Annotated in this window: 21 protein-coding genes and 2 pseudogenes; 15 read left to right on the top strand and 8 right to left on the bottom strand. The window is 69.3% G+C overall.

Annotated features, from left to right (window positions below; translation table 11 throughout):
- Window positions 1-339: 339 nt before the first annotated feature.
- The 4 genes from fxlM to OHU89_RS48205 all read left to right on the top strand — a co-directional run bounded on the left by fxlM (window position 340) and on the right by OHU89_RS48205 (window position 4,990).
- Window positions 340-2,697 (top strand): methyltransferase, FxLD system, encoded by a 2,358-nt coding sequence (gene fxlM, locus OHU89_RS48220; protein ID WP_405652692.1) that lies wholly within the window; start codon window positions 340-342, stop codon window positions 2,695-2,697.
- A 157-nt stretch (window positions 2,698-2,854) separates the two neighbouring features.
- On the top strand, window positions 2,855-3,217 hold the full coding sequence (locus OHU89_RS48215) for a MazG-like family protein (protein WP_405652690.1): 363 nt from the start codon (window positions 2,855-2,857) through the stop codon (window positions 3,215-3,217).
- An 82-nt stretch (window positions 3,218-3,299) separates the two neighbouring features.
- Window positions 3,300-4,607 (top strand): MFS transporter, encoded by a 1,308-nt coding sequence (locus tag OHU89_RS48210; protein ID WP_405652688.1) that lies wholly within the window; start codon window positions 3,300-3,302, stop codon window positions 4,605-4,607.
- A gap of 158 nt (window positions 4,608-4,765) precedes the next feature.
- Window positions 4,766-4,990 carry a hypothetical protein gene (locus OHU89_RS48205; protein ID WP_405652686.1) on the top strand — a complete coding sequence of 75 codons (225 nt, stop codon included), beginning with the start codon at window positions 4,766-4,768 and terminating at the stop codon, window positions 4,988-4,990.
- 398 nt (window positions 4,991-5,388) lie between these two features.
- Here the strand turns inward: OHU89_RS48205 and OHU89_RS48200 are convergent, their stop codons facing one another.
- A complete protein-coding gene (locus tag OHU89_RS48200; RefSeq protein WP_405652684.1) occupies window positions 5,389-5,868 on the bottom strand; it encodes an ATP-binding protein in 480 nt (159 codons plus the stop codon).
- Window positions 5,869-6,267: 399 nt separating this feature from the next.
- Here OHU89_RS48200 and OHU89_RS48195 point away from each other — a divergent pair, with 399 nt between their 5' ends.
- The 5 genes and pseudogenes from OHU89_RS48195 to OHU89_RS48175 all read left to right on the top strand — a co-directional run bounded on the left by OHU89_RS48195 (window position 6,268) and on the right by OHU89_RS48175 (window position 10,204).
- Complete coding sequence (locus OHU89_RS48195; RefSeq protein ID WP_405652682.1) at window positions 6,268-7,158, top strand: ISAs1 family transposase; 891 nt, start codon at window positions 6,268-6,270, stop codon at window positions 7,156-7,158.
- 55 nt (window positions 7,159-7,213) lie between these two features.
- Window positions 7,214-7,339, top strand: a complete 126-nt coding sequence (locus tag OHU89_RS48190) for a hypothetical protein (RefSeq protein ID WP_405652680.1) — start codon at window positions 7,214-7,216, stop codon at window positions 7,337-7,339.
- A gap of 95 nt (window positions 7,340-7,434) precedes the next feature.
- Window positions 7,435-7,803 (top strand): STAS domain-containing protein, encoded by a 369-nt coding sequence (locus OHU89_RS48185; RefSeq protein WP_405652678.1) that lies wholly within the window; start codon window positions 7,435-7,437, stop codon window positions 7,801-7,803.
- Window positions 7,804-7,990: 187 nt separating this feature from the next.
- Window positions 7,991-8,513 (top strand): annotated as a pseudogene (locus OHU89_RS48180) (transposase); the annotation flags it as partial.
- Between the two features lie 209 nt (window positions 8,514-8,722).
- Window positions 8,723-10,204, top strand: a complete 1,482-nt coding sequence (locus OHU89_RS48175) for a DUF1996 domain-containing protein (protein ID WP_405655001.1) — start codon at window positions 8,723-8,725, stop codon at window positions 10,202-10,204.
- A 380-nt stretch (window positions 10,205-10,584) separates the two neighbouring features.
- On the opposite strand, the gene OHU89_RS48170 is transcribed toward OHU89_RS48175, so the two are convergent.
- A complete protein-coding gene (locus OHU89_RS48170; protein ID WP_405652676.1) occupies window positions 10,585-12,693 on the bottom strand; it encodes a hypothetical protein in 2,109 nt (702 codons plus the stop codon).
- A gap of 247 nt (window positions 12,694-12,940) precedes the next feature.
- Complete coding sequence (locus OHU89_RS48165; RefSeq protein WP_405652674.1) at window positions 12,941-13,273, bottom strand: DUF2637 domain-containing protein; 333 nt, start codon at window positions 13,271-13,273, stop codon at window positions 12,941-12,943.
- A gap of 659 nt (window positions 13,274-13,932) precedes the next feature.
- Between OHU89_RS48165 and OHU89_RS48160 the strand changes: the two genes are divergently transcribed.
- Window positions 13,933-14,928 carry a lytic polysaccharide monooxygenase gene (locus tag OHU89_RS48160; RefSeq protein ID WP_405652671.1) on the top strand — a complete coding sequence of 332 codons (996 nt, stop codon included), beginning with the start codon at window positions 13,933-13,935 and terminating at the stop codon, window positions 14,926-14,928.
- A gap of 287 nt (window positions 14,929-15,215) precedes the next feature.
- Window positions 15,216-16,751 (top strand): PQQ-dependent sugar dehydrogenase, encoded by a 1,536-nt coding sequence (locus tag OHU89_RS48155; protein ID WP_405652668.1) that lies wholly within the window; start codon window positions 15,216-15,218, stop codon window positions 16,749-16,751.
- A 207-nt stretch (window positions 16,752-16,958) separates the two neighbouring features.
- On the opposite strand, the gene OHU89_RS48150 is transcribed toward OHU89_RS48155, so the two are convergent.
- The 3 genes and pseudogenes from OHU89_RS48150 to OHU89_RS48140 form a co-directional block, all read right to left on the bottom strand.
- On the bottom strand, window positions 16,959-17,984 hold the full coding sequence (locus OHU89_RS48150; RefSeq protein WP_405652666.1) for a hypothetical protein: 1,026 nt from the start codon (window positions 17,982-17,984) through the stop codon (window positions 16,959-16,961).
- 724 nt (window positions 17,985-18,708) lie between these two features.
- Window positions 18,709-19,038, bottom strand: a pseudogene (locus tag OHU89_RS48145) (LysR family transcriptional regulator); the annotation flags it as partial.
- Between the two features lie 191 nt (window positions 19,039-19,229).
- Window positions 19,230-20,399 (bottom strand): RNA-guided endonuclease InsQ/TnpB family protein, encoded by a 1,170-nt coding sequence (locus OHU89_RS48140; protein WP_405655000.1) that lies wholly within the window; start codon window positions 20,397-20,399, stop codon window positions 19,230-19,232.
- Window positions 20,400-20,410: 11 nt separating this feature from the next.
- On the opposite strand from OHU89_RS48140, the gene tnpA reads away from it, so the two are divergent.
- Complete coding sequence (tnpA, locus tag OHU89_RS48135; RefSeq protein ID WP_266898953.1) at window positions 20,411-20,839, top strand: IS200/IS605 family transposase; 429 nt, start codon at window positions 20,411-20,413, stop codon at window positions 20,837-20,839.
- Window positions 20,840-21,376: 537 nt separating this feature from the next.
- Here the strand turns inward: tnpA and OHU89_RS48130 are convergent.
- On the bottom strand, window positions 21,377-23,128 hold the full coding sequence (locus OHU89_RS48130; protein WP_405654998.1) for a S8 family peptidase: 1,752 nt from the start codon (window positions 23,126-23,128) through the stop codon (window positions 21,377-21,379).
- A 35-nt stretch (window positions 23,129-23,163) separates the two neighbouring features.
- Entirely contained in the window at window positions 23,164-23,742 is a 579-nt protein-coding gene (locus OHU89_RS48125) for a hypothetical protein (protein ID WP_405652664.1), read from the bottom strand.
- On the opposite strand from OHU89_RS48125, the gene OHU89_RS48120 reads away from it, so the two are divergent.
- From OHU89_RS48120 to OHU89_RS48110, 3 genes are all read left to right on the top strand, one after another.
- Window positions 23,741-24,439, top strand: coding sequence for a zinc ribbon domain-containing protein (locus OHU89_RS48120; protein WP_405652662.1), 699 nt, complete (start codon window positions 23,741-23,743; stop codon window positions 24,437-24,439). The genes OHU89_RS48125 and OHU89_RS48120 overlap by 2 nt on opposite strands.
- 120 nt (window positions 24,440-24,559) lie before the next feature.
- The gene (locus OHU89_RS48115) at window positions 24,560-24,868 is read left to right on the top strand and encodes a trypco2 family protein (protein ID WP_405652660.1); all 309 of its coding nucleotides are present in this window, start codon (window positions 24,560-24,562) and stop codon (window positions 24,866-24,868) included.
- Between the two features lie 25 nt (window positions 24,869-24,893).
- Window positions 24,894-25,421, top strand: a complete 528-nt coding sequence (locus OHU89_RS48110) for a trypsin-like peptidase domain-containing protein (RefSeq protein WP_405652657.1) — start codon at window positions 24,894-24,896, stop codon at window positions 25,419-25,421.
- The last annotated feature ends 105 nt before the right edge of the window (window positions 25,422-25,526 follow it).

Raw genomic sequence — 25,526 nt, 5'->3', positions numbered from 1 at the left:
AGCCCGACGGCATCCGGGCACTCGGCGTTTCGGCCAAGATCGCCCTCATCTCGGGCCAGTCCGGGCACGGGTCGTTGCATCCTGCACGCCCCACCGCGCCCGTCCTTTGGCGGAAGTGAGCGCGTCTGAAAGACGTGCGTTCGAAAACCCTTCCGCCTCGTTGAGCCAGACACACTCGAACAGCCGGGCTCCTACCGTCCTCCTCCAGCAGCGAGCTCCGGCTCGGGGTCCGGACGACGATCACCCCAACTGACACACCACGTACGGGAGCTGACCGGCACCCAACCCGAGCACCACAGCGACAGCCGATCACCACACCACACGATCAGGAGCAGCTTTGTGGCCTATGTCCGCCGGGACCAGTGGGACGAGCACTACGCGCAGGACCGGGGCTTTCGCCGGGTCGGGCAGGCCGAGAAGGTTCTGCTGGCCGAGCACGTTCCCGCGCCGGCCAACGGCCGGGCACTGGAGGTGGGTTGTGGCACCGGGGAACTGGCCGCCTATCTGGGCGAACTGGGCTACCGCGTCGATGCGGTCGACTTCGCCGGCAGTGCGCTGGAGCGCGCTCGAGCCGAGCGGGCGGGCGCTGTGGGTGTGCGGTGGCTGTGCCTGGACGTCGCCCACGACGACCCGGTCGAGCTGAGCGGGGACGGATACGACCTGATCACCCTGCGCCTGGTGTATCCCTTTCTCGGCGACCGGCAGCGGGTCATGCACGCGCTCGCCGGGCGGCTGCGTCCGGGCGGCGCGATCGTGGTGATCACTCCCCTGGCTGCCGGCACCCCTGCCGACCGGCGCGACATCGCACTGGATGAGGACGAGGTGCGGGTGCTGACCGAGAGGTGGCAGAGCGTGGAGCGGTTCGACGCCGACGGCCTGGCAGTGCTCGTCCTGCGAGATGCCCGGCGGGAGTTCACCACGCTGGAGAAGCAGGGGGCGCCATCAGCGCAGGCCGTCGCCGGCGCGTGCATGGTGGTCACCGACGCCTGCGGACGGGTGCTGCTGGCGCGCTCCCGCGACGGTGTGTGGGAGCTGCCCGCAGGGCGCGTGGAGCCGGGCGAGGACTTCCCCGCAGCGGCCGTGCGCGAGCTGGCCGAGGAGGCCGGACTCAGCTGCCGTATCGAAGACGCCCATCTGGTGGCCATCCTCCACGACGACCGGGGCGTTTTGCGGCGACTGTCCGGCGTGGTGCGCGCCGTCGCCTGGTCCGGTGAACCGGCCGTCCCCGACCCAGAGCGCCACCGGTTCGCACGGTGGGAGTGGCACGATCTGCACGCGCTGGCCGCTCTCGGCCCGATCTTCTTGCCGTCCGCCCAGGCGCTGAATCTCGTGTGGCCGGGCGTCCTGCCGGGCCTGCCGCCCGTGCACACCTACCTGGTGGCCGGCCGGCGTCCGCCGGTCGACGGTGAACCGCTGCAGGCCGTGCGGCTGCGGCACGAGATGGCCGAACAGATCCTCCAGCGCGGGTACCGCCTGTCGGCACCGGTCCTGGAAGCGCTGCGCAGCGTGCCCCGCCACCGGTACACGCCCGAGGCCTCTCTGGAGACGGCGTACGACGACGATCTCGCCGTCGTCACCCTCAGGAACCAGGAGGGGCGGGCACTCAGCAGCGTCTCCGCCGCGTGGTTACAGGGCATCATGATCGACCGCCTTCGCCCGCAGCCCGGGATGACCATGCTGGAGGTCGGCTCGGGCGGCTTCAACGCCGAGCTCCTGGCCCACGTCGTCGGCCAGCGCGGACGCGTCATCACGGTCGACCTCGACCCCTACGTGGTGCACCGCACCCGGCAGTTGACGGCCGAAGCCGGCAGCGGCCGCGTCACCGCACTCCTCGGCGACGGGGCCCTGGGCGCACCCGACCATGTCCCCGCGAGCGGCTTCGACGCCATGGTGATCACCTACAACGTGTGGGACCTCGCACCGACGTGGCGCGCCCAGCTCGCCGAGGGCGGCTACCTCGTCGTGCCGCTGGAAATGCACGGCTACACCCGCGCGATCGCCCTGCACAAGCGCGGGAGCGTACTGGAGGCAGGCCCCGGCGACTGGACGTACTGCGGGTTCATCCGCGACCGCGGATCCACCGCCCGCACCACCCCCACCGTCGATCTGCCCGGCGCACTCCAACTCCGCTTCGCCGACGGGATCCCCGCCGACACCACCGGCCTGGACCAGGCGGTGCGAGGGCCTCGCCACGAACTCGGCACGGGCGTGCGTGTGGCCGCAGGAGAGCCGTTCGAGACCCTGCAACTGCTCCTGGCCACCACGCTGGAGGGGTTCTGCCGACTCGCGGTGGACGAAGGGCGCGACGGCGGCCTGGCGGCCGTGCCGCGCGGCGCGGACGCGGCCGCCCTGGTGAGTGAAGGGTCTCTGGCGTACCTGACCCACGTCCTGGTCCAGGACGGGGACACCCCTGCCGAGCGGCGCAGCGAGTTCATCGTCCACGCCGTCGGCCCCACTGGCGAGGGCCTCGCCCAGCGGATGGCCGCCCGGGTCCGCGACTGGGACAGCACCGTCCGCGGCGAGGGCTACCCCCGCCTGACCGTGCACCCGGCCCGGACGGCGGACCAGGACCTGCCCTCGGGCCATGTGCTGGACAAGGCGGATTCCCGGCTGGTCTTCCACTGGCCCGCCCTGGCCAGCAACGCCCAGGTCAACACCACAGCAGACGACCTGAAGGGCGCAGCAGACCTCCGGTGATCGTGTGGACCGCCCTGCGTGCGGTCCCGCGCAGCCTCCACGCCAACGATCACGTCATCAGCACCACCGGCGAACCACTCCCGCGCACCGTCCCTCACCTCCGGCCTCGCCCGATTCGGCGCCGCCGGCCCGTACTCCCTGAAAGAGACACCGCACCGTGCACAGCACTGTCTGGGACACCATCCACCGACTCGCCCGCCGCTTCAACGAACACGACGCCGCGCTCGGCCTGAACCAAGAGGAACAGTGGAGCCTGCAAGTCCTCAAAATCGCCGAGGGAACCGGGGAAGCCTCCCAGGCGGTCATCGGCGCCCGCGGCACCAACCCCCGCAAAGCGACCGCGCCATGGGAGGACACGCATGCGGAAGTCGCGGACGTAGTCATCACGGCCCTGGTCGCCCTGGCACGCATGCGCCCCGACGACGCCACGGAGTACCTCGACCGGCATCTGGCCGCCAAGTCAGCGAAGTTCCTTCTCCCGGGTTCCGCGTCCGTCCCGGCCCCGGCGGAGCCGGCATGAGCAACTGCCGCTCGACACCGCAGCAAGGACCGGGCCGAGCACGAGTGCTGAACCTGCTCGATGAAGTCGAAGGAGGCTGTGCGTGACGGCTTCGGATGAACCACTCCCCCATACCGCCGCGTCTTCGGCGCCGGTGGCCGCCGAGGACACCACGGTCGACCGGGACCTCATGCTGTTCAACAACGGGCTGGCAGTCGGGGTGCTGGGCGGTCCGGTCACGTCCGTGGCGCTGCCCAGCCTGGCCCTGATCACGCTGAGGGCGAAGCCGCTGGAGATGAGCGTGCTCTACGCCGCCCAGCGGTTCCCGCCCGCGGTGACGGCCCTGTTGGGCGGGGCACTGGTCGACCGGCACCGCAAACTCGTCCTCCTGACCTGGGGCAAGGTGGCGGGCGGAGTCCTGTTGCTGTGCGTGCCGCTCGCCGCCTACCTCGGTTGGCTGTCGCTGCCGCTGCTGTGTGTCGTCGGCCTCCTGCTCGCCGCCGTCAACGACGGCTCCTCCACGGCCGGAATCAGCTATCTGCCCTCGCTCGCCCGAGGGGACAAGCTCGCCTCCGCCAACTCGAAGATGGGTGCCCTGTTCTCCTTCACGGACGCCGCGGGCAGCTACCTCGCCTCCGGCCTGATCGCGCTGCTCGGTACAAGCCGCGCCATCGTCGCCGACGTCACCTCGTACCTGATCAGCGCCCTGTGCATCAAGCGGATCCGGACGCCGGAGCCGCCGCCGCGCCCGCGGCCGGCCGACAGCACCCTGTGGCAGGAGATCCGCGACGGGCTGCGCTACACCGCCGGCCACCCGCTGCTGTGGCCGCTGGTGCTGTCGAACACGGCGTTGTCGCTGGCGATGACCGCCTGGGATGTCCTTTACCTCATCTACGTGATCCGACAGTTGCACTGGTCGCCGGTCACCCTGGCCGTGGTCATGGGGTGCGCGAGCGTCGGCGGCGTCGTGGGCGCGCTGGCCGGCCGACGCCTCGCCCGCCCGCGCGGCACCTGGTGGGGTGTCGGCCCACTCCTGCTGTGCGCACTCGCCCTGCAACCGCTCATCCTGCTCCCGGTGCTCTTCGCCGAGCCGGGCCTGCTCTGGCAGATCATCATCGCAGTGTGCGTCACCGTCCGGTTCGCCGGCGCGACCGCGCACGGCTCAACCCAGCGCTCGGTACGCCAAGGCGTGTGCGATCCCCGCTACCAAGGCCGCCAGCAGTCAATCGGCACATGGGTCACGTTCGGCCCGCGGTTCCTCAGCGCCCTCGCCGCCGGCGCACTCGTCTCCGTGATCGGTCTCGGCCCGTCGATGGCCGTCGCGGCGACCGCCACAACCGGGGGATTCCTCGTATTGGCCCGCTCCCCCGTCCGACGCCTTCGGGCCATACCGACAACCAGTGACGGGTGAGGTCGCCCAGAGTCCCTGCGCTCCGACGCCGCCACCCGACAGAACGTCACCGACGCACGATGGCACACCTCAGCGTCACAGAAATCTTCCCAAAACCACTCACACGAGAACGGGACCGCACGGCCCCGGCACCACCCCGCCCCGCATAGGAGACGACTTTGCCCACGCAGCGGCTCACCCAACTCCCGGACACCGTGCTGCGGCTGATCGAGAAACCCAGCGGCCCCGTCGTCGACACCGGGATCCTCAGCGCAGGCCTCAACAGCGCCATCGCCGCCCGCGTACAAGTCGAACGCTTCCGGCAGCAGGTGACCCTCTACGTCGACGAGGTCACCGGAGCGCCGTCCCAGGGCCGGCTGGGGCTGCACCCCGGACACCGGTGACATCTCGTCGACCCTTTCGGCATCCTGCACCGGGTGCGAACTAGCAATAGTGAGCACGGCGACGGTTCGACCGGGACGCGCGCGCCGAGCGGCGCGGCCAACGCGGCCGTGGTAACTCCGGCTGCCGGCACCACCGTCGCCCCGGAGAAGGGACCTGCTGCCGTCTCGACCCCGGCGTTCCGGCCCACCGTGTCCCGGCGGACCGCGGTAACCGGCGCGCCTGTCGCTGTGGCCACGCAGGTTCGCATTGACGGCCCGTAACAATCCACGGCGTCGCGGGTCAGGTCCAGGACCCGGTTCATCGCGTTCGTCCCCTTGGTGCGTTGTTCCGGTTCGCCCGCCTGCCGTCAGGGGCGGTGCGCGCCCGCCTGCGCTATGGGCGGCTCCCCAGCCAGCCGTTACCTCGGGCTGCGGGCTGCGGTGGCCCTGCTGGGGGTGCCGGGCAGGGCGAGGCGGGCCGTGATGCGCTTGCCGACCGGCTCCTGCTCGATGAACAGGCCCTCGGTGACAGCCTTGACGATCTCCAGGCCGTGCTGGCCGATCCTGTCGGGATCAGCGGCCCTGGCCGCGGGCACGGCGGGGTCGCTGTCCCACACGACGACGTCCACAACATGGGTGCTGATGCGCAATTCCACCAGGACCGGGCCGGGGGCGTACTTGCAGGCGTTGGTGACCAGCTCACTGACCACGAGCTGGGTCAGGTCTCTCGTACGGGCGGGTACCGACAGGGGATAGTCGGCTTCGGCCTGGTCAAGGAAGGCGAGGGCATGCTGGCGGGCCTCGGCGATGCAGCCGTCCTCCCCACCAAAGGCGCAGCCGGCGCGGATCAGGTACTCATCCAGCACCGGACAGCCGTCACCGTCGTCATGGGATGCCACTGGCGTCGCCCTCATTCCCCGTTCACGAGCGTGCTACTACCCCCTATCCCGTCATCCATGGCAGAGGCATGCGTTCGGTTCGGTTCGGCACAGTCACCTGCGCGCATGGGATCCGGGCAGTGGGGCAGGATCCAGGGTCCTTGAGAAGTCTTGAGGTGGGTGGTTCGCCTGCTGAGCACCGGATGTGACGTCTTGTCAGCTTCTGTCGGCAGCGACCCTGGACGCAGAACAGGCATGGATGCTGGTGATCATGTGGGTGTCGAGTCCGTATGACCAGCGAGCGAGTCCATGCCTGCGCACCCATCTTCCCGCATGCCGTCATGTCTCCAGCAACTGGGGGACGCCTCCGGCCCTGCCCCGCTGAGAACGGTCGCTGACCTGAGGAATTATCTGGCCACGGTGCCTGACCCGCGGGCCCGTCGTGGTATCCGTCACCCATGGACGGCCCTGCTCACCGCTGCGGCCGCCGCAGTTCTGGCCGGCGCTGCCTCGATCACAGCGATCGGCGAGTGGGTCGCCGACGCCCCGCAGCGCGTCCTGGCCCTGCTCGGGTTCCGGCCCGATCCGCTGACCGGCCTGATCCGCCCGCCCCATGCCACGACCATCCGCCTCGTCCTGGCCGCCGCGGACGGTGACGCACTGGACCGCGCCATCGGACACTTCCTCCAGGAACGCAAGACCCCAGCCTCGGGACGGAAGATCATCGCCGTCGACGGCAAGACTCTCCGCGGTTCCCGCACCGCGAAACATCCGGCCGTCGCCCTGATCGCAGCGATGACGCACAGCGGCCAGGTCCTCGCCCAACGACAGATCGACGGGAAGAGCAACGAGATCCCGGCCTTCGCTCCACTCCTGGACAGCATCGATCTGACCGGCGCCGTCATCACCGCCGACGCCCTGCACACCCAGCACGACCACGCCACCTACCTGCACAAACGCGGAGCCCACTACCTCGCCGTGGTGAAAAGGAACCACCCCGCTCTCCACGAGAGCGTCCGGCGCCTGCCCTGGCGCGACGTCCGCCTGGACCACTACGAACGCGGACGGGCCCACCACCGCGACGAGATCCGCCGCCTGAAGACCGCCACGTTCGCCCACCTCGACTACCCCCACGCCCGCCAGGCCCTCCAAGTCGTGCGCTGGAGACGCGATCTGGGCACGGGCAAGCTGACGATCGAGCGGATCTACCTGGTCACGAGCCTGCCACCCGGCGCGGCCACAGGCAGCGAACTCGCCACCTGGGATCCGCGGCCACTGGCGCATCGAGAACCAGCTGCACCACGTCCGTGACCGCACCTTCCACGAGGACGCCTCAAAGACCCACACCCGCAGCCTGCCCCGCGTCATGGCCGGCCTGCGCAACCTCGCCATCGGTATCCACCGCCAGGACGGCCACACCAACATCGCAGCCGCCCTCCGCCGCACCGCCCGTGACCACCGACGGCCCCTCACCGCCCTCGGGCTGGCATGACGAACCCGGACACAAGATCACTTCTCAAAGACCCTGGGGCAGGATCGTCCGTGCACGCCCTTTCCCGGGCAGGCCTGAGCGCAGTCGAGGAGACGGTGACCGGCAACCAGAAGACAGACCGGCCAGACCGGCTCTCCGTCGAGCGCAAAGCGGTCGACGGCGTCCGTGTCGTTACCGTGCAGGGCGAGATCGACCACACCGTCAAAGACACCCTCACCAAAGCCCTGCTGAACGAGGACGGCACGGTTGCACCGCTGCGGATCGTGGCGGATCTCAGCGGTGTGACCTTCATGGACTCCAGCGGCATCAACGTCTTCGTCGCCGTCTACCAGCAAGTGAACGGACCGCAAGGATGGCTGCGCATCGCCAGCGCCCAGGAGTCCGTCCTGCGTGTTCTGGCGCTGGTCGGCGTCGACACCTTGATCCCTTGCCATCCGACCGTCGAACAGGCCCTCAACGCCTGACCGCTGCACTCGCGCACGCGGATGCAGACCGGTCGGCCGTCGATGCCCCGCAGAAGGCCGTCGGCAGTCCAGCAGACTCGGATGCGGAGCAGACCACCCGGTGCACAAGCCCTGCCGGTCAGCTGAACCCCGGCAGCACATCCACAGCGGCATCCACCAGCTCGTCTGATCAACTCTGACAGTTGTTCACGGACAAGCCCCTGGCGAGAAGCTGGCCGCCGAGCTGGTGCGCGCGCTGGCCAAGGAGGTGCTGGCGCTCAACCAGCACGTCGCCGAGCTCGACAAGGCCATCGTGGCCCCGTGTCGCGACCACCACACCTTCGACGTGATCACCAGCATGCCCGGTCTTGGCATCATTCCCGGCGCCGAGTTCCTCGCCGCCACGGGCGGCGACAAGGTTTCCGGCACTGCCGACCATCTTGCCGGCTTCGGCGGCGTCGCCCCGGCGCCCCGGGACTCAGGGAAGATCAGGCAAACTGCGGCGCCCGCAGCTATACAACCGCCGCCTGCAACGCGTCCTATACACCTCGGCGTTCAACATCCGGCGCTGCGACGAATCGCGCCGGTTCTACGACCGCAAACGCGCCGAGGGCAAGCGCCACACCCAGGCCGTCCTCGCCCTTGCCCGCCGCCGCATCAACGTCCTCTGGGCCCTCCAACGCGACGGCCGATGGTACGAACTGGCACCGCCCACCGCTCACGCCGCTTGACAGACGGCATTAGGAATCAGTGATTCCGGTGCCACGTGTTTCTCTCGTATGTCTCCCCGTTCGATCAGTCCACCGAGTTCTTACGGAGGCATGACATGAGGTCAGGAACCCGCTTTCACGCCGATCGCATCCGTAACCCTGGTCACCGAGTCGCGATCGACCGAGAGATCACCAAGCACTACCTGACTCGAGAACGCCAGAGGAGTCCCATGCGACGCAACACCCGCAAGCGGTCCAAGACAGCACATCGGGCCATCGCCGCCGCGGCAGGTCTCGCTCTGGGAGCGGGAGGGCTGATAGCGGTGAATGTGTACGCCTCCGCCCACGAGAGCGGAAACAGCAGCACCACGAAGCGCGCTTCCCAGGACCGGGCGAACCAGGTCCTCGCGGCCGGTAACGTCACGATCAGCTGCCCGGATGTCGGGGCGAAGCTGACCTCTGTCCCCGACCAGGCCAGAGCGCAGGTCGACAGGGAACTCGCGCTCCTGGACAAACAGGTGGCCGAGGCCTACCAGCGACTGCAGACTTCGGCCAGCGCCATCCGGCAGGACAGCAACTTCGCCAACAACGCGATTATGGGGCCGCTGAAGGACAAGCGGGTCGCGACCATCGACCGGATCGGGATCGCCATTGGCAGGTCCGCTCCCAGGCCCCAGGGTCTTGAATCCCTGGCCTCCTGCTCGCTGCGCTCGGCCGGCGGCCAGGAACAAGGCCAAGGCCAGGGACAGGAACAAGGCAACGGCGCCAGCCAGAACGGCAACGGCGGCCAGGGCGCAAACGGCCCGGTGGCGGCGGACTTCGTGGACATCACCAAGGTCCGGCCGAATGTGCAGAACCCCCCTGGGCAGCGCGGCGCTTCGCAGGGTGTGTTCACGACCCGGTGCGGCGTCAACGCGAACAAGGTGTACAACTCCGACAACATCATCGTCGCGCCCGGTGTCGGCAACGGCGCCCACCACACGCACGACTACGTCGGCAACCAGGACAACGACGCGTTCACCTCCAACGGGGAGTTCGCCGCCGCCGCGACCAGCTGCCGCAATCAGCGAGACAAATCCACCTACTACTGGCCTGTGCTCCGATTGCAGGACGGCACCCAGGAATTCGACGCCAAGCAGCTCGGCGGCGGCGCCGAGGGCAACAGCGGCCGGATCTTGACCGCGTCGAAAGTCACCTTGAACTTCGTCGGCAACCCGCGCGGCAAGGTCGTGGCGATGCCCAAGTTCCTGCGGATCATCACCGGTGACGCCAAGGCATTCACCAACGGCACCGCCAACGCCAACGCGGCATGGAGCTGCACCGGCTTCGAGAACCGGCAACTGGCGGACAAGTACCCGATCTGCCCCCAGGGCAGCAAACTGGTCCGCACGTCGAAGTTCCAGAGCTGCTGGGACGGCCGCAGTATCGACAGTGCCAACCACCGCTCGCACGTCGCCTTCGCCGACCCGAAAACCGGTGCCTGCCCGAACGGCTTCAAGGCCATCCCGCAGCTGGTCCAGCGCCTGGTCTACGCCGTAAAGGCACCGAGTCTCAACGACAACGGAAAGTCCAGCCCCTTCTACGCAGTGGACGGTTTCCCGGAGCAGATGCACAAGCCGATCACCGACCACGGCGACTTCATCAACGTTTTCGACGAGAACCTGATGAACCAGATGGTCCAGTGCATCAACACCGGCCGCAAGTGCCAGTGATCACCCCTCCCGGAATCTGAGACCCGCCGAGCCAACCCGAGCCGGCCTGCGTGGCACTCACTTCGCAGGCCGGCTCACCATGCCTTGCGCGGGCAGACGCCACGGCACCGCTGGTGCCGGTGACCTTGACCAAGGCCTCCGGCACCAGCGGCCGGCGGCCGCGCGGTTCTGGCTATCCGACCTGCCCCAAGAAGCACCCGCAACCAAACTGGTCCGCCCGGCAAAGAGCCGCTGGCACACCGCCCCGTCGGTGGCGCACCAGTGGCTGGGAGGGCTACGCGCGTCCCCGAGTCACACAGCACCGAGCACCGCCAGGTCCCCACTCCGTACCCCCCGCGGGTTCTCGCCCCCGGCCCGCGGAACCGATCAGTGACACCCGGTCACCGGCGCCGCGTGCGCCCACCCTTGCCCGTGGAACGCCCGCGTCCGCGGAGCCCGCGGTGGCGAACGGCTGACGTATGCCAGGCCCGGGCAGCGAGGTGCCGGAGTTCCTCGAGTCCGGCCCGGTCCGGGTGCGCGGAGTCCAGCGCGGCGGCGACCGCGTTTCTGGCCTCGGAACCCTGGGCACGCAGCGCCTCCTCGGCGCCGCCTGATCCCCCGGCCAGCTCCACGAGCTGGAGCAGGCTCTCGGCCAGCACCAGCAGATGTTCGGCGTCGGTCATGTCCGCGGGGGACAACAGTTCACGATGTGTCAGCGCGCTCAGCACGAGCGGCGCCAATACGGCGTCGTCGCGCAGCGCACGCAGCAGCCGCTCGCCCTCACCGTCGGGCAACGCCGCCGCCAGCACGTCGAGCATCGTCTGGGCACGCGTACGGAAGGCCGTACCCGCCATGGTCCGTACGGCGTCGGTCAGTTGCCGCAGTGCGGCATCCCGCTCCCCGTGGGCCGAGATCCAGCCGCCCAGTTCGATACGGGCGGCATCCGGGTCGTAGTCCTCCGCCAGCACCCCCAGCAGACCGGCCGGCGGCGCCTGGACCAGCTCACCGACCAGAGGTGCGTCCCGGCCGGCCGCCAGCAGCCGCTGCCGTACAGCCTGGGTGCCCAGCTCGGTGAGGCGGATGAGTTCGACGGGCCCGGCGGTCAGCTCCTCGCGCAGGCAGCGGTCGCGCTCCCGAGCCGCCGCCGGATCCGCTGCCGTCCCCATGACTCCCAGCAACTCCCCGAGCTCCTGCGGCATGCCCGCGGGCAGTTCAGGTCCGGAATCTTCGAGATCGGAGAGATCGGCCTCCAGGAACACCGGATCGGCCATCCCATGCTCACGCTCGACCGCTCCCAAGTCCACCAGCGCGTCGAGTACCGAGCGCAGGTCCCGGTCAGCGTGCTCGAACCACATTCGGTGCTGGAGGTCCGGGCCGGCGTCCAGGTGGAAGCGGGCCCGGTAGCCCAGGTGCACGGAGTCACGCAGCGAAGGCCAGGGCATCGGGTACGGCAGGCTGTAGAGCGTGTTCAGTACGTCCTCCAGCATCTCGTCGTAGATGTCGAAGAGCATCGACTCGACGTGCCAGCCGCTGCGCGCCCCGATCAGAGCCTGCCGCAGTTCGAAGAGAGCGTCGAAGGCGCGCGACCAGAGCTGAAGCGGGTCGGCCAGCACCGGCCGGGCCTTGGCCACCGCATACAACCGACCCTTGGCCACCCGGACCAGCCGCGCCTTCTTCGCCCACTCCACCAGCAGTCCCAGCCGCGGCAGGTCGTTCGAAGAGCGCACCCCCTCGGTCCTGTCGCCGGTGCCCAGCCCGTCCACCAGCTCGCGGACGTCGGCCATCCGCAGCCGCCCCGCGGCCGTCACCACCCGCCCCTCGCGCCCCACCCACTCCGCAAGCCCCCGCAACTGCACCACAATCGTCGACGCCTCGGCCCGTCGTCGCAGTTCACCGTCCGAAGGCAGCACCACAGGCAGCTGCGGCTCGGCCCGGGCCCCATCGGCCAACCCTGGGCCGTTCAACCGCCGGTCCATGATCACGTCAAGGGTCCGCTGGTCGAAGGCGACGTCCCCGCGCTGAGCGCGCTCCGCGAACCGCTGAAACGCCGCCCCGTCCATGACGTCCACGCCCTGCTCGGCAGCGGTCACCGCCCAGAACTTCGCCAGACCCCAGCGGGTACGGTCCGCCATCGCCACCGGATACCGCTCCGCGGCCGCGTCCACCGCGCCGAGGGAGTCATCAAGCGCGGGACCGCGTGGGTCCGCCAACCGCACGGCGTGCAGAAAGCGCAGCAGGGTACGCAAGGTGCCCGGACCGTCGCCGCGTTCCTCCCCGGGAAGCTCGGTGAGCTGTTGGGGAAGCCAGGCCAGCAGCAACTCCTCCACATGCCGCGGCTCCCACAACCCGAGCCGACCGTCGGCGGTCGCCCGGTGCCGGTAGTCCAACGCCACCTCGACCAGGAACCCGTCCACCTGTAGCCCCTGCTCCCCCGCCCACCGGACCAACCGGTCGATCAACAGCCCGCACGCCGCCTCGAACTCCTCCTCGGCCCCTGCTTCGCACCGCATCCGCATGAAAATCCGCCCCGCCGTCCGCAGCTCTGCTCGCCTCGCTACGCTACCGCCGAACCGCGGCGCACCGCACTGAGAGGTGTGCATCGTGAAGTCGCAGGTCACGGGTCTGGTGTGAATGGCGAGTTGGGTACTCGTGCCGGTCGGCGGCCGATGACCATGGCGTAGATCATCGGGCAGGGGTCCGGCTCCGGCGGGATGCCGGGTTCGGCTGCGCCCACGACCGGCCCCCGCCTACGATCCGTCAGCAGGTCGGCACGCCGTGAGAACCCTGGAGGGCGCGGGGGATGCAGGAGCGGCAGTGGATCACCGCCCGCCGGAGCGAACTGGATGCCCTTTCCGAGGAGTTGGGCAAGCAACTCCAGGAGGTCCAGGCCAGGGCCAGCAGGACACAGATGCCCGCATCGATACCGATCGGGAAAACGTAGGCGAAGCTCCCGAAGCCCTTCTGCAGAGCCAGTTCACGAACGGCCGCGTACGAGCCCGCGAAACCGATACCGGCGATCGCGACAGCACCGAACACGACCACGCCGATCAGCACCCGGTGCATCCGTGTCAACGGCAACGGCGCGGCCACCCCCACTCCCCCTTCGATCGCACTAGCGAACACATGACGCTCTGTCACGCACAGCAGGACGGCGGGAGAGGTTTACGCGTCGTGCAGGACGACGACCGTGCGATGCGGAAAGGCCCCACTCCTCCGTCACGGGGGCAGCAGGCGAGCGGGGCCGCTCAAGGGGTCATGCTCAGAGCGTGGTGCGGCTGATCCTGTGCACCCGACACCGACTCCCGCCGTGGTGTGGATCTACACCGCCGTACTCGTCCTGATCGCGGTCGGCGGCCAGCGGCAAGGGCCGCAAGCCACCGTGTACGGGACCTTCATACCCGCCACCCTCGCCTTGGCCGTCTACGGCGGCTTCCTCGCCCCGCTCTGGACTGGCTCGTACTGTGCGCTCCCAGGAGGCAGGAGGCGTACGAGTCGGCCGCCTTCGGCAGGGGAGAAGAGGATGCGACGGGGGCATTCACGGATGTCCCGCTTGCCACTATGGTATGGGAGCGCTCCCATTCGCCTTACGGCGATCCGGTCCCGGACCGGCCGGGCGCTTTGGTGGGTGCGCGGCACTTCTACAGTCGGGCGGTTCGGCGGGCGAGTCGCCGCTCGGCCGACCTGACGTCTGCGCGCTGATGCCGGTCGGCTGCCCGCCGTGCCGCATCACCGCAGAGGAGATCCCCCACATGATCATCGGACACGTCGGCCGGAGCCGGAAGCGGCTCCGCTTCCACCGCTTATTCGCCCTGCTGGGAGCCGTGTTACTGGCCCTCGCCGTGGCCTCGCTGCCGTCCCCGGCGGCGGCGCACGGCGTCGCCATGGGGCCCGGCTCGCGCACGTATCTCTGCTACCTGGACCTGCTCCAGAACGAATCGACCCAGATGCCCTCCAACCCGGCCTGTCGCGCCGCCGTCCAGCAGGCCGGCACCACGCCGCTGTACAACTGGTTCGCCGTGCTGGACTCCAACGCCGGTGGCAGGAGTGTGGGCTACGTCCCTGACGGGAAGCTCTGCAGCGCCGGCGACAGGAGCCCGTACAACTTCTCCCCCTACAACGCGGCCCGCACAGACTGGCCGAAGACGCACCTCACCTCGGGCTCGAGCATCCAGATCAACTACAGCAACTGGGCACACCACCCGGGCAGGTTCGAGGTGTACATCACCAACAACGGCTGGTCGCCCACCACTCCCCTGGCATGGGGTGACCTGACGCATCTGCAGACCGTCACCGACCCGCCGCAGACGAGTGGCCCGGGTAGCGTGGGCGGCCACTACTACTGGGACCTGCGGCTGCCGGCGCGGTCCGGTCCGCACATGCTCTTCGTCCAGTGGATCCGTTCGGACAGCCAGGAGAACTTCTTCTCCTGCTCCGACGTCGTCTTCGATGGCGGTCAGGGCGAGGTCACGGGTCTGGGCGGTGGCCGGACGACGGCCGACGCGATCGCCGCGAAGGCGGCGGGGTCCACCGGCATCCAGGCAGCGGCGGCTCACACCGGGCACGGGACGCATGCCGCCGCGGCGCCGGACGTGGACGCGGCGAACGCCGCCGCCGAGGCAACGAGCGGCTCGCCGCTCACCGCGCTGGCCGGCCCGCTGGCGGGAGCCGCGGTACTGGTGGCCTGCGTCGCGGGCGCGGCGTTCCACCGCGGACGGCGCCGCCGGCAGGCCGACGCCCGACCGTGATCCCCATCCCCTTTGGGCCTGTCCGGTGGATCGTGTCGCAGCACCGGGTGCAGTACCCGCCGGTGCGGTCCCGCAAGGAGCCGTCGCTTACCGCCGCATGATCCGCCCAACAGGCCCTGACACCAGGCGCGGCCTCGAGGCGGCGAACGCCGCCGCCTCGAGGCCGCGCCACAGCGACGGACGGCGGGTGCGCTCGCGCACCCGCCGGATGAAGCCCGCACTCACTCGACCGTGGAGCCGACTCCTTCCCGCCCGTGGGGCGGCTCTCCCTCGCCCGTGGAGCCGACATGCTGAAACGACGCTGGGCAATACCCCTGCTGATCGCCTCACTGCTGTCCCTCTCGACCCTCCCGGCAGCCTCCGCCTCCCCGCTGGAGCCCCCGAGACCCGCCGACGCCGGCGCGGAGTCGTCCGTACCGCTGCCGGAGATCGCCGCGCGCACCACCCAGGTCGCCTCCGGCCTGAAGCGCCCCACCGCCATCGCCGCGCCCGACGACAGCTCGGGCCGGCTGTTCATCACCGAGAAGCGCGGCACCGTGCGGGTGTACCACCCGGACACCGGCCTCGCGCAGAGTCCGCTCATCGACATCACGGCCGCGGTGGACGAGTCGGGCAACGAGCGCGGGCTGCTCGGCATCGCGACGACGCCCGACTTCCCGGACAGCCGGGAGGTGTATCTGGCGTACACCGCGCTGCCGGATGGAGCGGTGACCCTGGGCCGCTACGACCTCGACGACGCGAGCCTTAAGGTGCTGCTGTCCCAGGAACACGCCACGTACAGCAACCACAACGGCGGCCAGCTCGCCTTCGGCCCCGACGGCCACCTGTACTGGAGCATCGGCGACGGCGGCGGTTCCGGAGACCCCTTCGACTCCGGACAGCGGCTGGACACCCTGCTGGGCAAGATCCTGCGCATCGACGTGAGCCGGAGCTGCGGGAACCTCGCGTACTGCGTGCCCGGGGACAATCCGTTCGCCGGCGTCGCGGGAGCCCGCCCGGAGATCTGGACCTACGGGCTGCGCAACCCCTGGCGGTTCTCCTTCGACCCCGCGGACGGCTCGCTGTGGATCGGCGACGTCGGTCAGGGCAGGTGGGAGGAGATCGACCGGCTGCGCCCTGCGGAGCAGCCCGGGGCAAACCTCGGCTGGTCCTGCCGCGAAGGGCTGGTGGTGTTCGACGAGGCCCAGTGCGGGGGCGGCGCCGAGCTCACCGATCCGGTCTTCACCTACTCACCGCGCACCGGCAACTGCGCGGTCATCGGCGGGCAGGTGTACCGCGGCAAACAGTTCGCGGACCTGGTCGGGGGCACGTACATCGCCACCGACTACTGCTCGTCCACCGTCTGGGCGCTGCGCGACGACGGCGCGGGCGGCTACCTCCAGGCCGAGATCGGGCAGACGCCGACCCAGGTCACGGCGTTCGGCACCACGCCGGAGGGGGAGCTCTACGTCGTCAACGACCTGCCCGGTGGACTGCACCGGGTGTCGTTCGAGAGGGTCGCGCCGACCTGCCGGATCACCCAGACCACGAACGCCTGGGGCGGCGGCCTGACCGCGAACCTCACCCTCACCAACACCGGCACCACACCCGTCTCCGGCTGGCAGCTCGTCTTCCCCCTCGCCCTGGGCCAGACGATCATCTCGGACTGGAACACCGACCTCGTCCAGAACGGCGACATAGTCACCGCAGCCAACGCCGCGTACAACGGCACGATCGCACCGGGCGACAGCGTCGAGATCGGCTACCTGGCCAACCACACGGGCAACACCTCGGCCCCTGAGAGATACACCCTCAACGGACACGCCTGCACCATCGGCGACTGAAGTTCCCCCAAGGCCGGGTAGGTGCCGTTGGGCCGCTCTTCGACGTGCTCCCGGGCCAGTTGGACAATCCGGCTGACAGGAACTCCGCAGAGGAGAACGAGCGCTCCGGCAGCACGAACGTCCGGAGGAAGTTCTGCGTCTTGGACGCAACGCCCGGCGTCACGGCATGCCCGCACCGTGACGCCCCGGCTGCACACTGCGGACGGGCTACGTCATCAACTCGATGTGCGGATGCTCGGGCTTTGCCGGGCAGACGAACAGGTGCTGCCGGTAGCCGCTGCCTATCTGGACACCGGTCGCGTTGTAGCCGCGGTGGCCGGGGTACGGTCCAGCACCTGGGTGGGGGTGCGGAGACCAGCTGCTGCCGGCGTCGTCCCCTTCCTCGAACGTGGCGACGGTCATCAGGACCTCCATGCCGGTGCCGCACTCGGAGCAGGGCTGCGGGCTGGGGTCGGTGGAGTTCCAAGCGGGCCAGCCGCCGACCTTCCAGCCGGGTGCGTTGGACAGCACACAGTCGTAGTACGTGTCCGGGTCCATGTCTTCCGCTGCTGCCTGCGGCACACTCCACTGCTTGAGCTGCTCCCGCAGTTCTTCGCTCAGCTCCAGATGGTCGGGGTACTCGGTGATCTGCTCCGGTTCGAGCACGCACGGTTCCGGTAGATAGCCGTCGAACTGCACTGCGGGCGGCTCGGGGGGCGTGTCGAGAATGTCGGTGACGGCGGCTGCCGAACGCCAGAAGAGCAGGGTCCTGGGCATGATCGGATGATCGAAGGGGCACCACAGAACCTGCAGCAGGTCCTTGCCCTCCGGCGGGCTCAGATCGGGCACATCCCTTACGTACAGCTGCGCGACGGGCAGCATCGCTATGGGGCCGTCGTACGCCTGCACCGCCAGCCCCACCGGATACGTCCGAGGGGGTCGGATCCGCTCGAGCGTCTCCCGTTCCTCCGCAGTCAGGTCCCGGCCGTGCGAGGCGGCGAAGATCCGTCGTTCCAGCCGCAGATCCGCCGGGGACTGGGCTGGGTTGATGCCATCCACCACATGCGGTTCCTCGCAGTGCGGCCACGGCTCCTCAGCGGGCCACAGCAGCGGCCCGCCGATCGAGCTGTCGTGCCACGTCGGCGCCCCAGGGCGGGGGTGCAGGCGGGTCGCCGTGCGCGCCAGCGGAGCCAGTTGGGGAAAGACCGCGGCAACGTCGATCGGCCGTGGCGGAGTGACAGGAGTGACATTCATGTCCGCAATCTTGCCAATCGCCTCTGACAACGGCCCTCGTGACCGAACCTGGTGCCCGGCGTCGAGCAGTTGCCAGCCGACCCATTCCGCCCACGCCCGATCCGCCCCCGCATGGCTGATGAACCAGACTGCAGCCGACGTACCGTCAGATGCCTTGCCGGATGCCCCGATTGCGCTCATCGTGTTCCCCCGAAACCAAAAGCAGGAAGCCACGGATTCTCCCCCGAACCCTGTGCCGCATAGCGGCACAGCAACGGAAGAGAAGGCCAGAATCCTCAGGCTTCAGCCCGAGAAGCAAGTCAACTCGATCAAGGCCGCGCCGAGGGCGACCGCTCCATCACCACCCACGTCATGCCGGCCATCTCCTGCTCACCGACCCCGAAAACCTGCCCCCGAAGGAAACGACCCTGGTGGAGCAGACCGCCGCGGCCTGCCCAGCGATGACCGCACTCGCCGATCTCATAGGCGGCTTCGCCGCCCTGTCGCCCAGATTGAGGGCGAGCCCGAGAACAAGAACCCTGGTCCCGCCGGAGCCCGAACTGGCTGTACGGGAAAGCGGCGGCCCTCCTCCCTCACGGCGGAGCCGGAACCAGCGGATCTTCAGGGACTACCTGCACGCACATCCCGAGGACGCGACCCGACACACGCAGCTCAAGCAGCGATCGTCACCGCTGGTACGGGACCGGCCTGCGAACCTTTCCGACCAGAGCAGCAGCACCCACCCTCATTTCGGCGGAGCAGAGATCGCAGGCCGACCGGCCTCTATCATCTCGGCGACCCGGGCCGTCGTCTCCCGCAGCCACATGTGCGCCGCGTCGTGCATGTGGACCGGATGCCACCACAAGGCCTGCTGGAGCGGCACGGCGTCATAAGGCGGTTCCATGATGCGGACGTGTGCGAGTCCGTCCAGCTCGTCGGCGAGACGCCTCTGCAGGAGAGCTACCCGGCGGGTGCCCGCGACCAAAAGTGGCATCAGCTGGAAACTGTCGACCGAGACCGCCACGCGCGGCTCGATGCCGAGCATGGCGATCTGGCGGGCGGCGGGGGCGTCGTTCGACAGCGACCCTGTGATCTTCACAGCCGAGATAGGCAGCGCCCCCAGCCGACCGAGCCGCAGCGCAAAGAACGTACGACCGTCACGGTGGCGCCTGCATGAACCCCGTCAACTTGACCCGGCCCTGAAGGACCGGGCTTGGAGGTAGTGCCCGGCTGGCTGCCGGGTTGGACTCCTCCGTCCAGACACCCCTATCGAGTGGCAGGGACGCGTGACTCACGCCCCGCGTTCCACACGCTCTCGCCACGCGCGGCGATGTTGTGGGAAGCATTCCGGTCGGCGTGGACAACGACCCCGCACCCCCGGCAGATGAAAAGCCCCTGGTCGACACGGTTGCGTTTGTCGACGTGGCCGCACGCGGCGCATGTCTGCGACGTGTACGCGGGATCGACGAAGACCAGGGGCACGCCTGCCCGCTTGGCCTTGTAGACGATGAAGTCTGCGAGCTGGGCGAACGCCCAGGAGTGGAGTGCGACCCGTTGGGGCTTGCGGAGCCGTACCCGGGAGCGGATGCCCTTGAGTTCTTCGAGGGACAGGCCGCGCCCGGTGCGTTCAGCCTCGGTCACGATCGTCTTGGAGATGATGTGGTTCTGGTTGGCGACGTGCCGCGCCTCTTTGCGGGCACGGGCCTTGAGTCGCCGCTGGGCGCTCTTGGTGCGCTTCTTCTGGAGCTTGGCACGCAGGACAAGCTGTCGCTTGCGGTACCTGCCCAGCCCCCGCCCGGCGGCGAGGTAGCCGGTGGACGTGGTGGCGATGTTGGCGATGCCGAGGTCCACGCCGATGAAGCCGTCCGGCCCGTACTGCTCGGCCTCGGGTACCTCGCAGGTGGCGATCAGGTAGAAGACGCCGTCACGCTCGATGAGGTCGGACTCTCCCTGCCGGTGCGCCCGGAGCGTCTTGAGCGCGTCGGCGGAGCAGACAAAGCGGACGCTCTTGAGCCGTCCGGAAGTGGTCCAGATGGACACGGTCTGCTGGTCGTACTGCCAGGAAAGGCACCGGTCGTCGTACGCCTGGGCGGCCTCGGGCCGGAAGACGATCGGCTTGGACTCCGCCTTACGGCGGCGCTTGGAGCCTTCCTTCCCAAGATTCCCGGCCCGAACGTTGGCCTTGAGTGTGGTGTAGGCGTCGCGCACCTTCTTGATGGTGTGCTGCGCGGCCTGCGCCCCGAAGCCCCGGGCCTTGAGTTCGGCGTAGGTGTGCTTGCGCAACTCGTACTCACGCGGAACACCGTGCTCGAACGCCACCTCCGACACCCAGTTCGCGGCGTCGTTGACCGTGCGCAGGGTCGACTCGAGTACCGACGCCTGGATGGCATCCGGCACGAGTTTCACCTGCACGACGATCTTCACGGGAACGAATATAGCATTGCTCTATGTCACCTCGATGGGAACCAAACCCCGATATCCGCAGGGGCCGTAGCGTCGTCTACACCCTTCATGCGCACTTGGTCTTCACCCCCAAGTACCGGCGCGGACCGTTCACCGACGACATCCTCAAGCGCTGCGAAGAGGTCATGCGGGATGTGTGCGCGGACTTCGGCGCGGACCTGCGCGAGTTCAACGGCGAGCGCGATCACGTACACCTGCTGGTGCATTACCCACCGAAGGTCGCCATCTCCCGACTCGTCGGCAGCCTCAAGGGCGTCTCCGCCCGCCGCTTGCGCCAGGAGTTCCCCGGCCACATCCGCCGGTACCTGTGGGGCGAGCACTTCTGGTCTCCGTCCTACTTCGCCGCATCATGCGGCGGCGCACCGCTCGCCCTGGTGAAGGAGTACATCGCGAACCAGAAGCGTCCTGACTGAGGTCAACAGCGCAGACCCGTGCGCCCGCGCGGGTCAGAGCAGCCGAGAGAAGCGATTCCTCCCGGGCGTGAACGCCCGGGGTTCCTCGCTAGATCATGCTGAACTCACGGACCACCTCGCGCCTCTGATCACGGGCGGCCTATCCGCCGGGGACACATTCATCCCGTCGGCTTGAAGACAGGGCGACGACCACGGCACGCAGTCCCAAGACCGGCCATCACCACGGCGTCGAGCAAGGGCCCAGCCGCCCCGAGGTGTCTTCGAGCTGCACGATGGCGTCCGCAGCGAAGAACGATCCGAGCTCCTCGAGTACCACGGGTGGATACCGGTCCCAGGCCGTCTGCGGCCTTGCTGGACGCCTCCGGCATATGGGCCCCGACCGCGGCGTACACCGCCGCCGAAGCCCATATGCCCTCTGCCGCCCAGCAGTTCGCGGCCCTGGCCGAACAGCCCGCAGCCCCGCCTTGTCCGCGGCCGCGGGCGGGGAGCTGTCGCCGGCGCAGTGCGTGCTGTACGTGGGCGTTGCCGGGCCCTGCGCTAGAGGGTCAGGTTCCAGGCGTCGATCTTGCCTGTGTCGGAGGCGGCGTTGTCGTTGACGCGTAGCCTCCAGGTGCCGTTCGCGACCTCCGAGGAGGCGTTCACGGTGTAGGTCTGGGCGATGTTGTCGGCGCTGCCGCCGGTGTGGTTGTGCAGCGTGTAGACGGTGCCGTCCGGCGCCACCAGGTCGACCTTCAGGTCACCGATGTAGGTGTGCTTGATGTCCACACCCACCTTGAGGGTGGCCGGGGCGTTGCCGGTCACACCGGTGACGGCGATCGGGCTCTCCACGGTCGCGTTGTCGTTGATGGCGAAGTCCGCGAGGTTCTCGAAGTACTTGCCGGGCGGCGGGGTGGTCCCGACGGCCTTGAGGGCGTCGGTCTGTCCCTCGCCGAAGAACGAGTTGTTGGCGGTCGTGCCCGTGCAGCGGCTGTCCGAGGGGCAGGCGATGTCGTTGGCCTGGGCGGCAAGCTTGGCGCGGATCTGTGCCGGGGTGCTGCCCGGGTTGGCGCTGGCGATGAGTGCCGCCACGCCGACCACGTGCGGGGTGGCCATCGAGGTGCCGCTCTTGCTGCCGTAGCCGCCGCCGGGGACGGTGGAGTACACGTTGCTGCCCGGCGCCGCGACGTCGATGACGCCCTGCCCGTAGTTGGAGAACGAGGCCTTGGTGACGCCCGTGCCGTTGGCCGCGACGGTGACCACGCCCGGCAGCTCGGTCGGGATGTCGAGGCAGGCGTTGGTGATGGTGCGGGTGACCGGCGTCGAGTCGTTCGGGCTCGCGGAGTCGGTCGTCTTGTGGGCGAGGTCGTAGTTCTCGTTGCCCGCGGCGGCGATCTGGAGGGAGCCCTTGCCCTCGGCGTACTCCTGGGCGCGCTTGACGCCCTCGATGATGGCGGCCTGGTCGATGTTGTCCGGGCAGTTGAACTGCCACGGGTCCGTGTAATAGCTGTTGTTGGTGACCTTGAAGCCGTGGTCACCGGCCCAGACGAAGCCGCAGATGGTGTTCTCGGCGAAGAAGAAGGAGTTGCCCGGCTCGGCGACCCGCACCGCGGAGATCGTCACCCCGGGGGCCACGCCGACGACGCCCTTGCCGTTCTTTGTCGCGGCGATGGTGCCCGCTACGTGGGTGCCGTGCGTGTCGACGTCCCGCCAGGCGCCGGCACGGGTGTCGGGCTTGCCGTAGGCGCAGGAGACCGAATCGGCCGCGTTGAAGTTGGGCGCCAGGTCCTGGTGCTGGTCGTCCACACCGGTGTCCAGGATGCCGACCTTGACTGAGGCGGAGCCCGGGTTCACGGCCCAGGCCTGGTCGGCCTTGATCTGGCTCATGTCGGCCCGGACCGGTTCTCCGGCCGGGGTCGAGGCCTGAGCCGGATTGGCCGGGAGCGCCGGGTTGTAGGCGTCGGCCGGGACGTCCGAGGTGCGCGTGGCGCCGACCTGCTGCACGCCGGCGACGCCGCGCATGGTGGCGGCGAATCCGCTGGACGCCGAGTGGGCGACGATCACGCCGATGGCGTCGAAGTTCGAGAAGACGGTGCCGCCGTTGGCCTCGATCGCGGAGCGGACCGCCGAACTGTCACCGGGGGCGGTGATCACGAGGTAGGCACGCGTGCCGGCCACCCAGGTCGCGCTCTGGGAAGCCGGCACGGCGGCCGGAGCGTGAGCCTTGGCGGCGGAGGGGGTGACGGGGAGCGTGCCCGCAAGGGCGCCCGGGGCACCGAACGCGAGAGCGGCGCCGAGCGTGGCCGCCAGCACCAGCACGCGTCTAGGGCGGCTGGATATGTGGGGTATCAATGCGTCCTCCGGAGACGGTCCGGCCGGGCTGAGGGCACCGGCCGGGCCGTACGAAACGAGTGGTGGATGCAAGATGTCAGACGGGTCCTCCTGTACGGAAGTACCTTTCCGTACCGGGACGTTATAGGGGCATGGCTGAAAGTCGACGACGTGTCGCTTCCCAAGAACGGGAAGATGTCGGTCGCCGTCGCGCAGCAATAGTCGGTGCGGTGCTGCACCTGCCCACCCTGCGCATCCACCGGGGCCGGGTGCGGGCCGACCTCGCCTACACCCACGCCGCCCCCAAGACACGGCGCAGCGGACACACGGTCGCGCTCGGCGTGGACTGGGGCCTGAACACCCTGCTGTCCGCCGGGGCCGCCCGCCTCCACGCCGACGGAACGATCGCGGCCCTCGGCGCGGGGGGCATGTTCCGTGCGGCTGGTGTTCTTGCCAAGCAGCACCGGCTGCGCCGCCTGTCCGAGCACCTGCACGCCAAGGCCGATCACTACCAGCGGCTCATCGGCGACGACGAGCAGCACGCCCTGACGGCCAGGCACCAGGTTCTCGCCGAGGTCGATGGAGGCCCGCGGCATGGGCCGCACCATGAACACCAGGCTTTCCCAAGCCGTGCGCGGGCAGATCGCGGACCGGATGCGGCACCTGGCCGCCGAGGTGGGCATCGCCGTGGTCACCGTGCCCGCGAGGAACACCTCGAAGCACTGCCCGCAGTGCCTCGTCCCACTGCGGCACCGCAAGGCCCCCGACCGGCCCACCGTAGCGGGCTGGAAGTGGGCCCTGTGCGGCTCCTGCGGCTGGCAGGGCGACCGCGACCAGGGCGCCTGGCGGCGTATCGCCGCCCGCGGCCTCACCCACCAGACCAAGACCGTCACCGACCGCACCAGCGGGGCCATGGTCATCCGCACAGTGATCGACAAACTCGAAGCGGGCGCGGTCATCACCCCCGAGCCCAGGACCAGCCGGACGGATCGCTCCAAGACCGGACCCACCCGGCAACAGACAGCACGCCCCGCGCCCAGGCGACGCAGGGCACCCTCCCCCGTCAGCCCCTCGGGTCCGGCGGGCCAGCGTCCGCAGGGACACGCTCACACGGACCGGACCCGGCTGCCCCGCGCGGCCGACCGGAACCAGGGCGTGACGACGATCAGCACACCTCACCGGCCGCGATGGGCGACGCTGGGCGCGGGTTTCCACCTGCACGCTCACACCACCCCGCCACGGTGGGCAGACCCCATACCGGACACCACGTCTGACATGGGATCACTAAGCTAATCAGGGACGCTGGCACCACCACGTCGGCATCGAGTTTTGGGCGGAAGTTCTCGCGGTTCCGCTGGTCGGTGCCGACCGCGGCAGCAGCATCGGCAGGTGGGCTCGGCGCCAGGGGGGAACATGCTTGAACTCACCGAGATGATCCGGGAGTTGCGCCGGGAACTGATCGAGGCGACGGCCGATGGCTCCGGACAACCGGTCCGCTTCGAGCTTGGCCCCGTGGAGATCGAGGTATCCGTGGCTGTGTCCCGCGAGGCTGGCGGCAGTGGCAACGTGCGGTTCTGGGTCGTCGAGGCCGGCGCCGACGGAGAGTACGGGCAGGCGACAACACAGCGGATCGCCCTCACCCTCCATCCGAGGACCGTCAGTGCCGACGGGGCAACACAAACGGCGCTGATCGGCGGCAAAAAGGTCTCCGGAGAGCGGTGATTGCCTTTGCAGCATGCTGCCTCCCGTGCCGACCGGCCTGCGCGTCGACTACGCCGCTGAGGTCATCGTGGAGCCGGCGGGCGGCGATGGTCGACGTGGATCCGGCTATCTCATCGCGCCCCGGAAGGTTCTGACCGCACGACACGTGGTGAGGGACGCTACTGCCGTGCAGGTGCGCTTCAACGCGGACCGGCCGGGCCAAACGGAGTGCACGGCCGCTGTGATCTGGCAGCACGCCGAGAATGACATCGCGGTGCTGGCCGTGCCCGAGGCGCCCCCGGCCAATCCCGCCGAGATCGGCAAGGTCGGTGAGCGGGACGCAGTCATCCACGCCGGCGCCGTTGGCTTCCCCGCCTTCAAGATGCGCATCGCGCCCGACGGCTCCCGCTACCGCGACGCGGAGCACGTCCACGCCACGTGCGCGGTGCTGTCCAACCGCCGCGAAGGCACCCTCGACCTGTCGGTTCCCCCGCCCGCGCCCCTAGCCAACGGCTCCCCTTGGGCCGCGATGTCCGGAGCCGCCGTTTCAGCCGAGGACGCATCGTCGGAGTGATTGCTGACGCAGTGCACGACCGCGTCATCGGCATACCGTTCGAACTGGACACCCCGGAAGTCCGCACATCTGTCTCAATCTTGTCCCTGTCGGTGAGGTCTCAGG

Source organism: Streptomyces sp. NBC_00019 (assembly GCF_045041015.1).
Classification (GTDB): domain Bacteria; phylum Actinomycetota; class Actinomycetes; order Streptomycetales; family Streptomycetaceae; genus Streptomyces.
The sequence above is the reverse complement of the archived record's forward strand: the minus strand, read 5'-3'. Positions and strand labels throughout refer to the sequence as shown.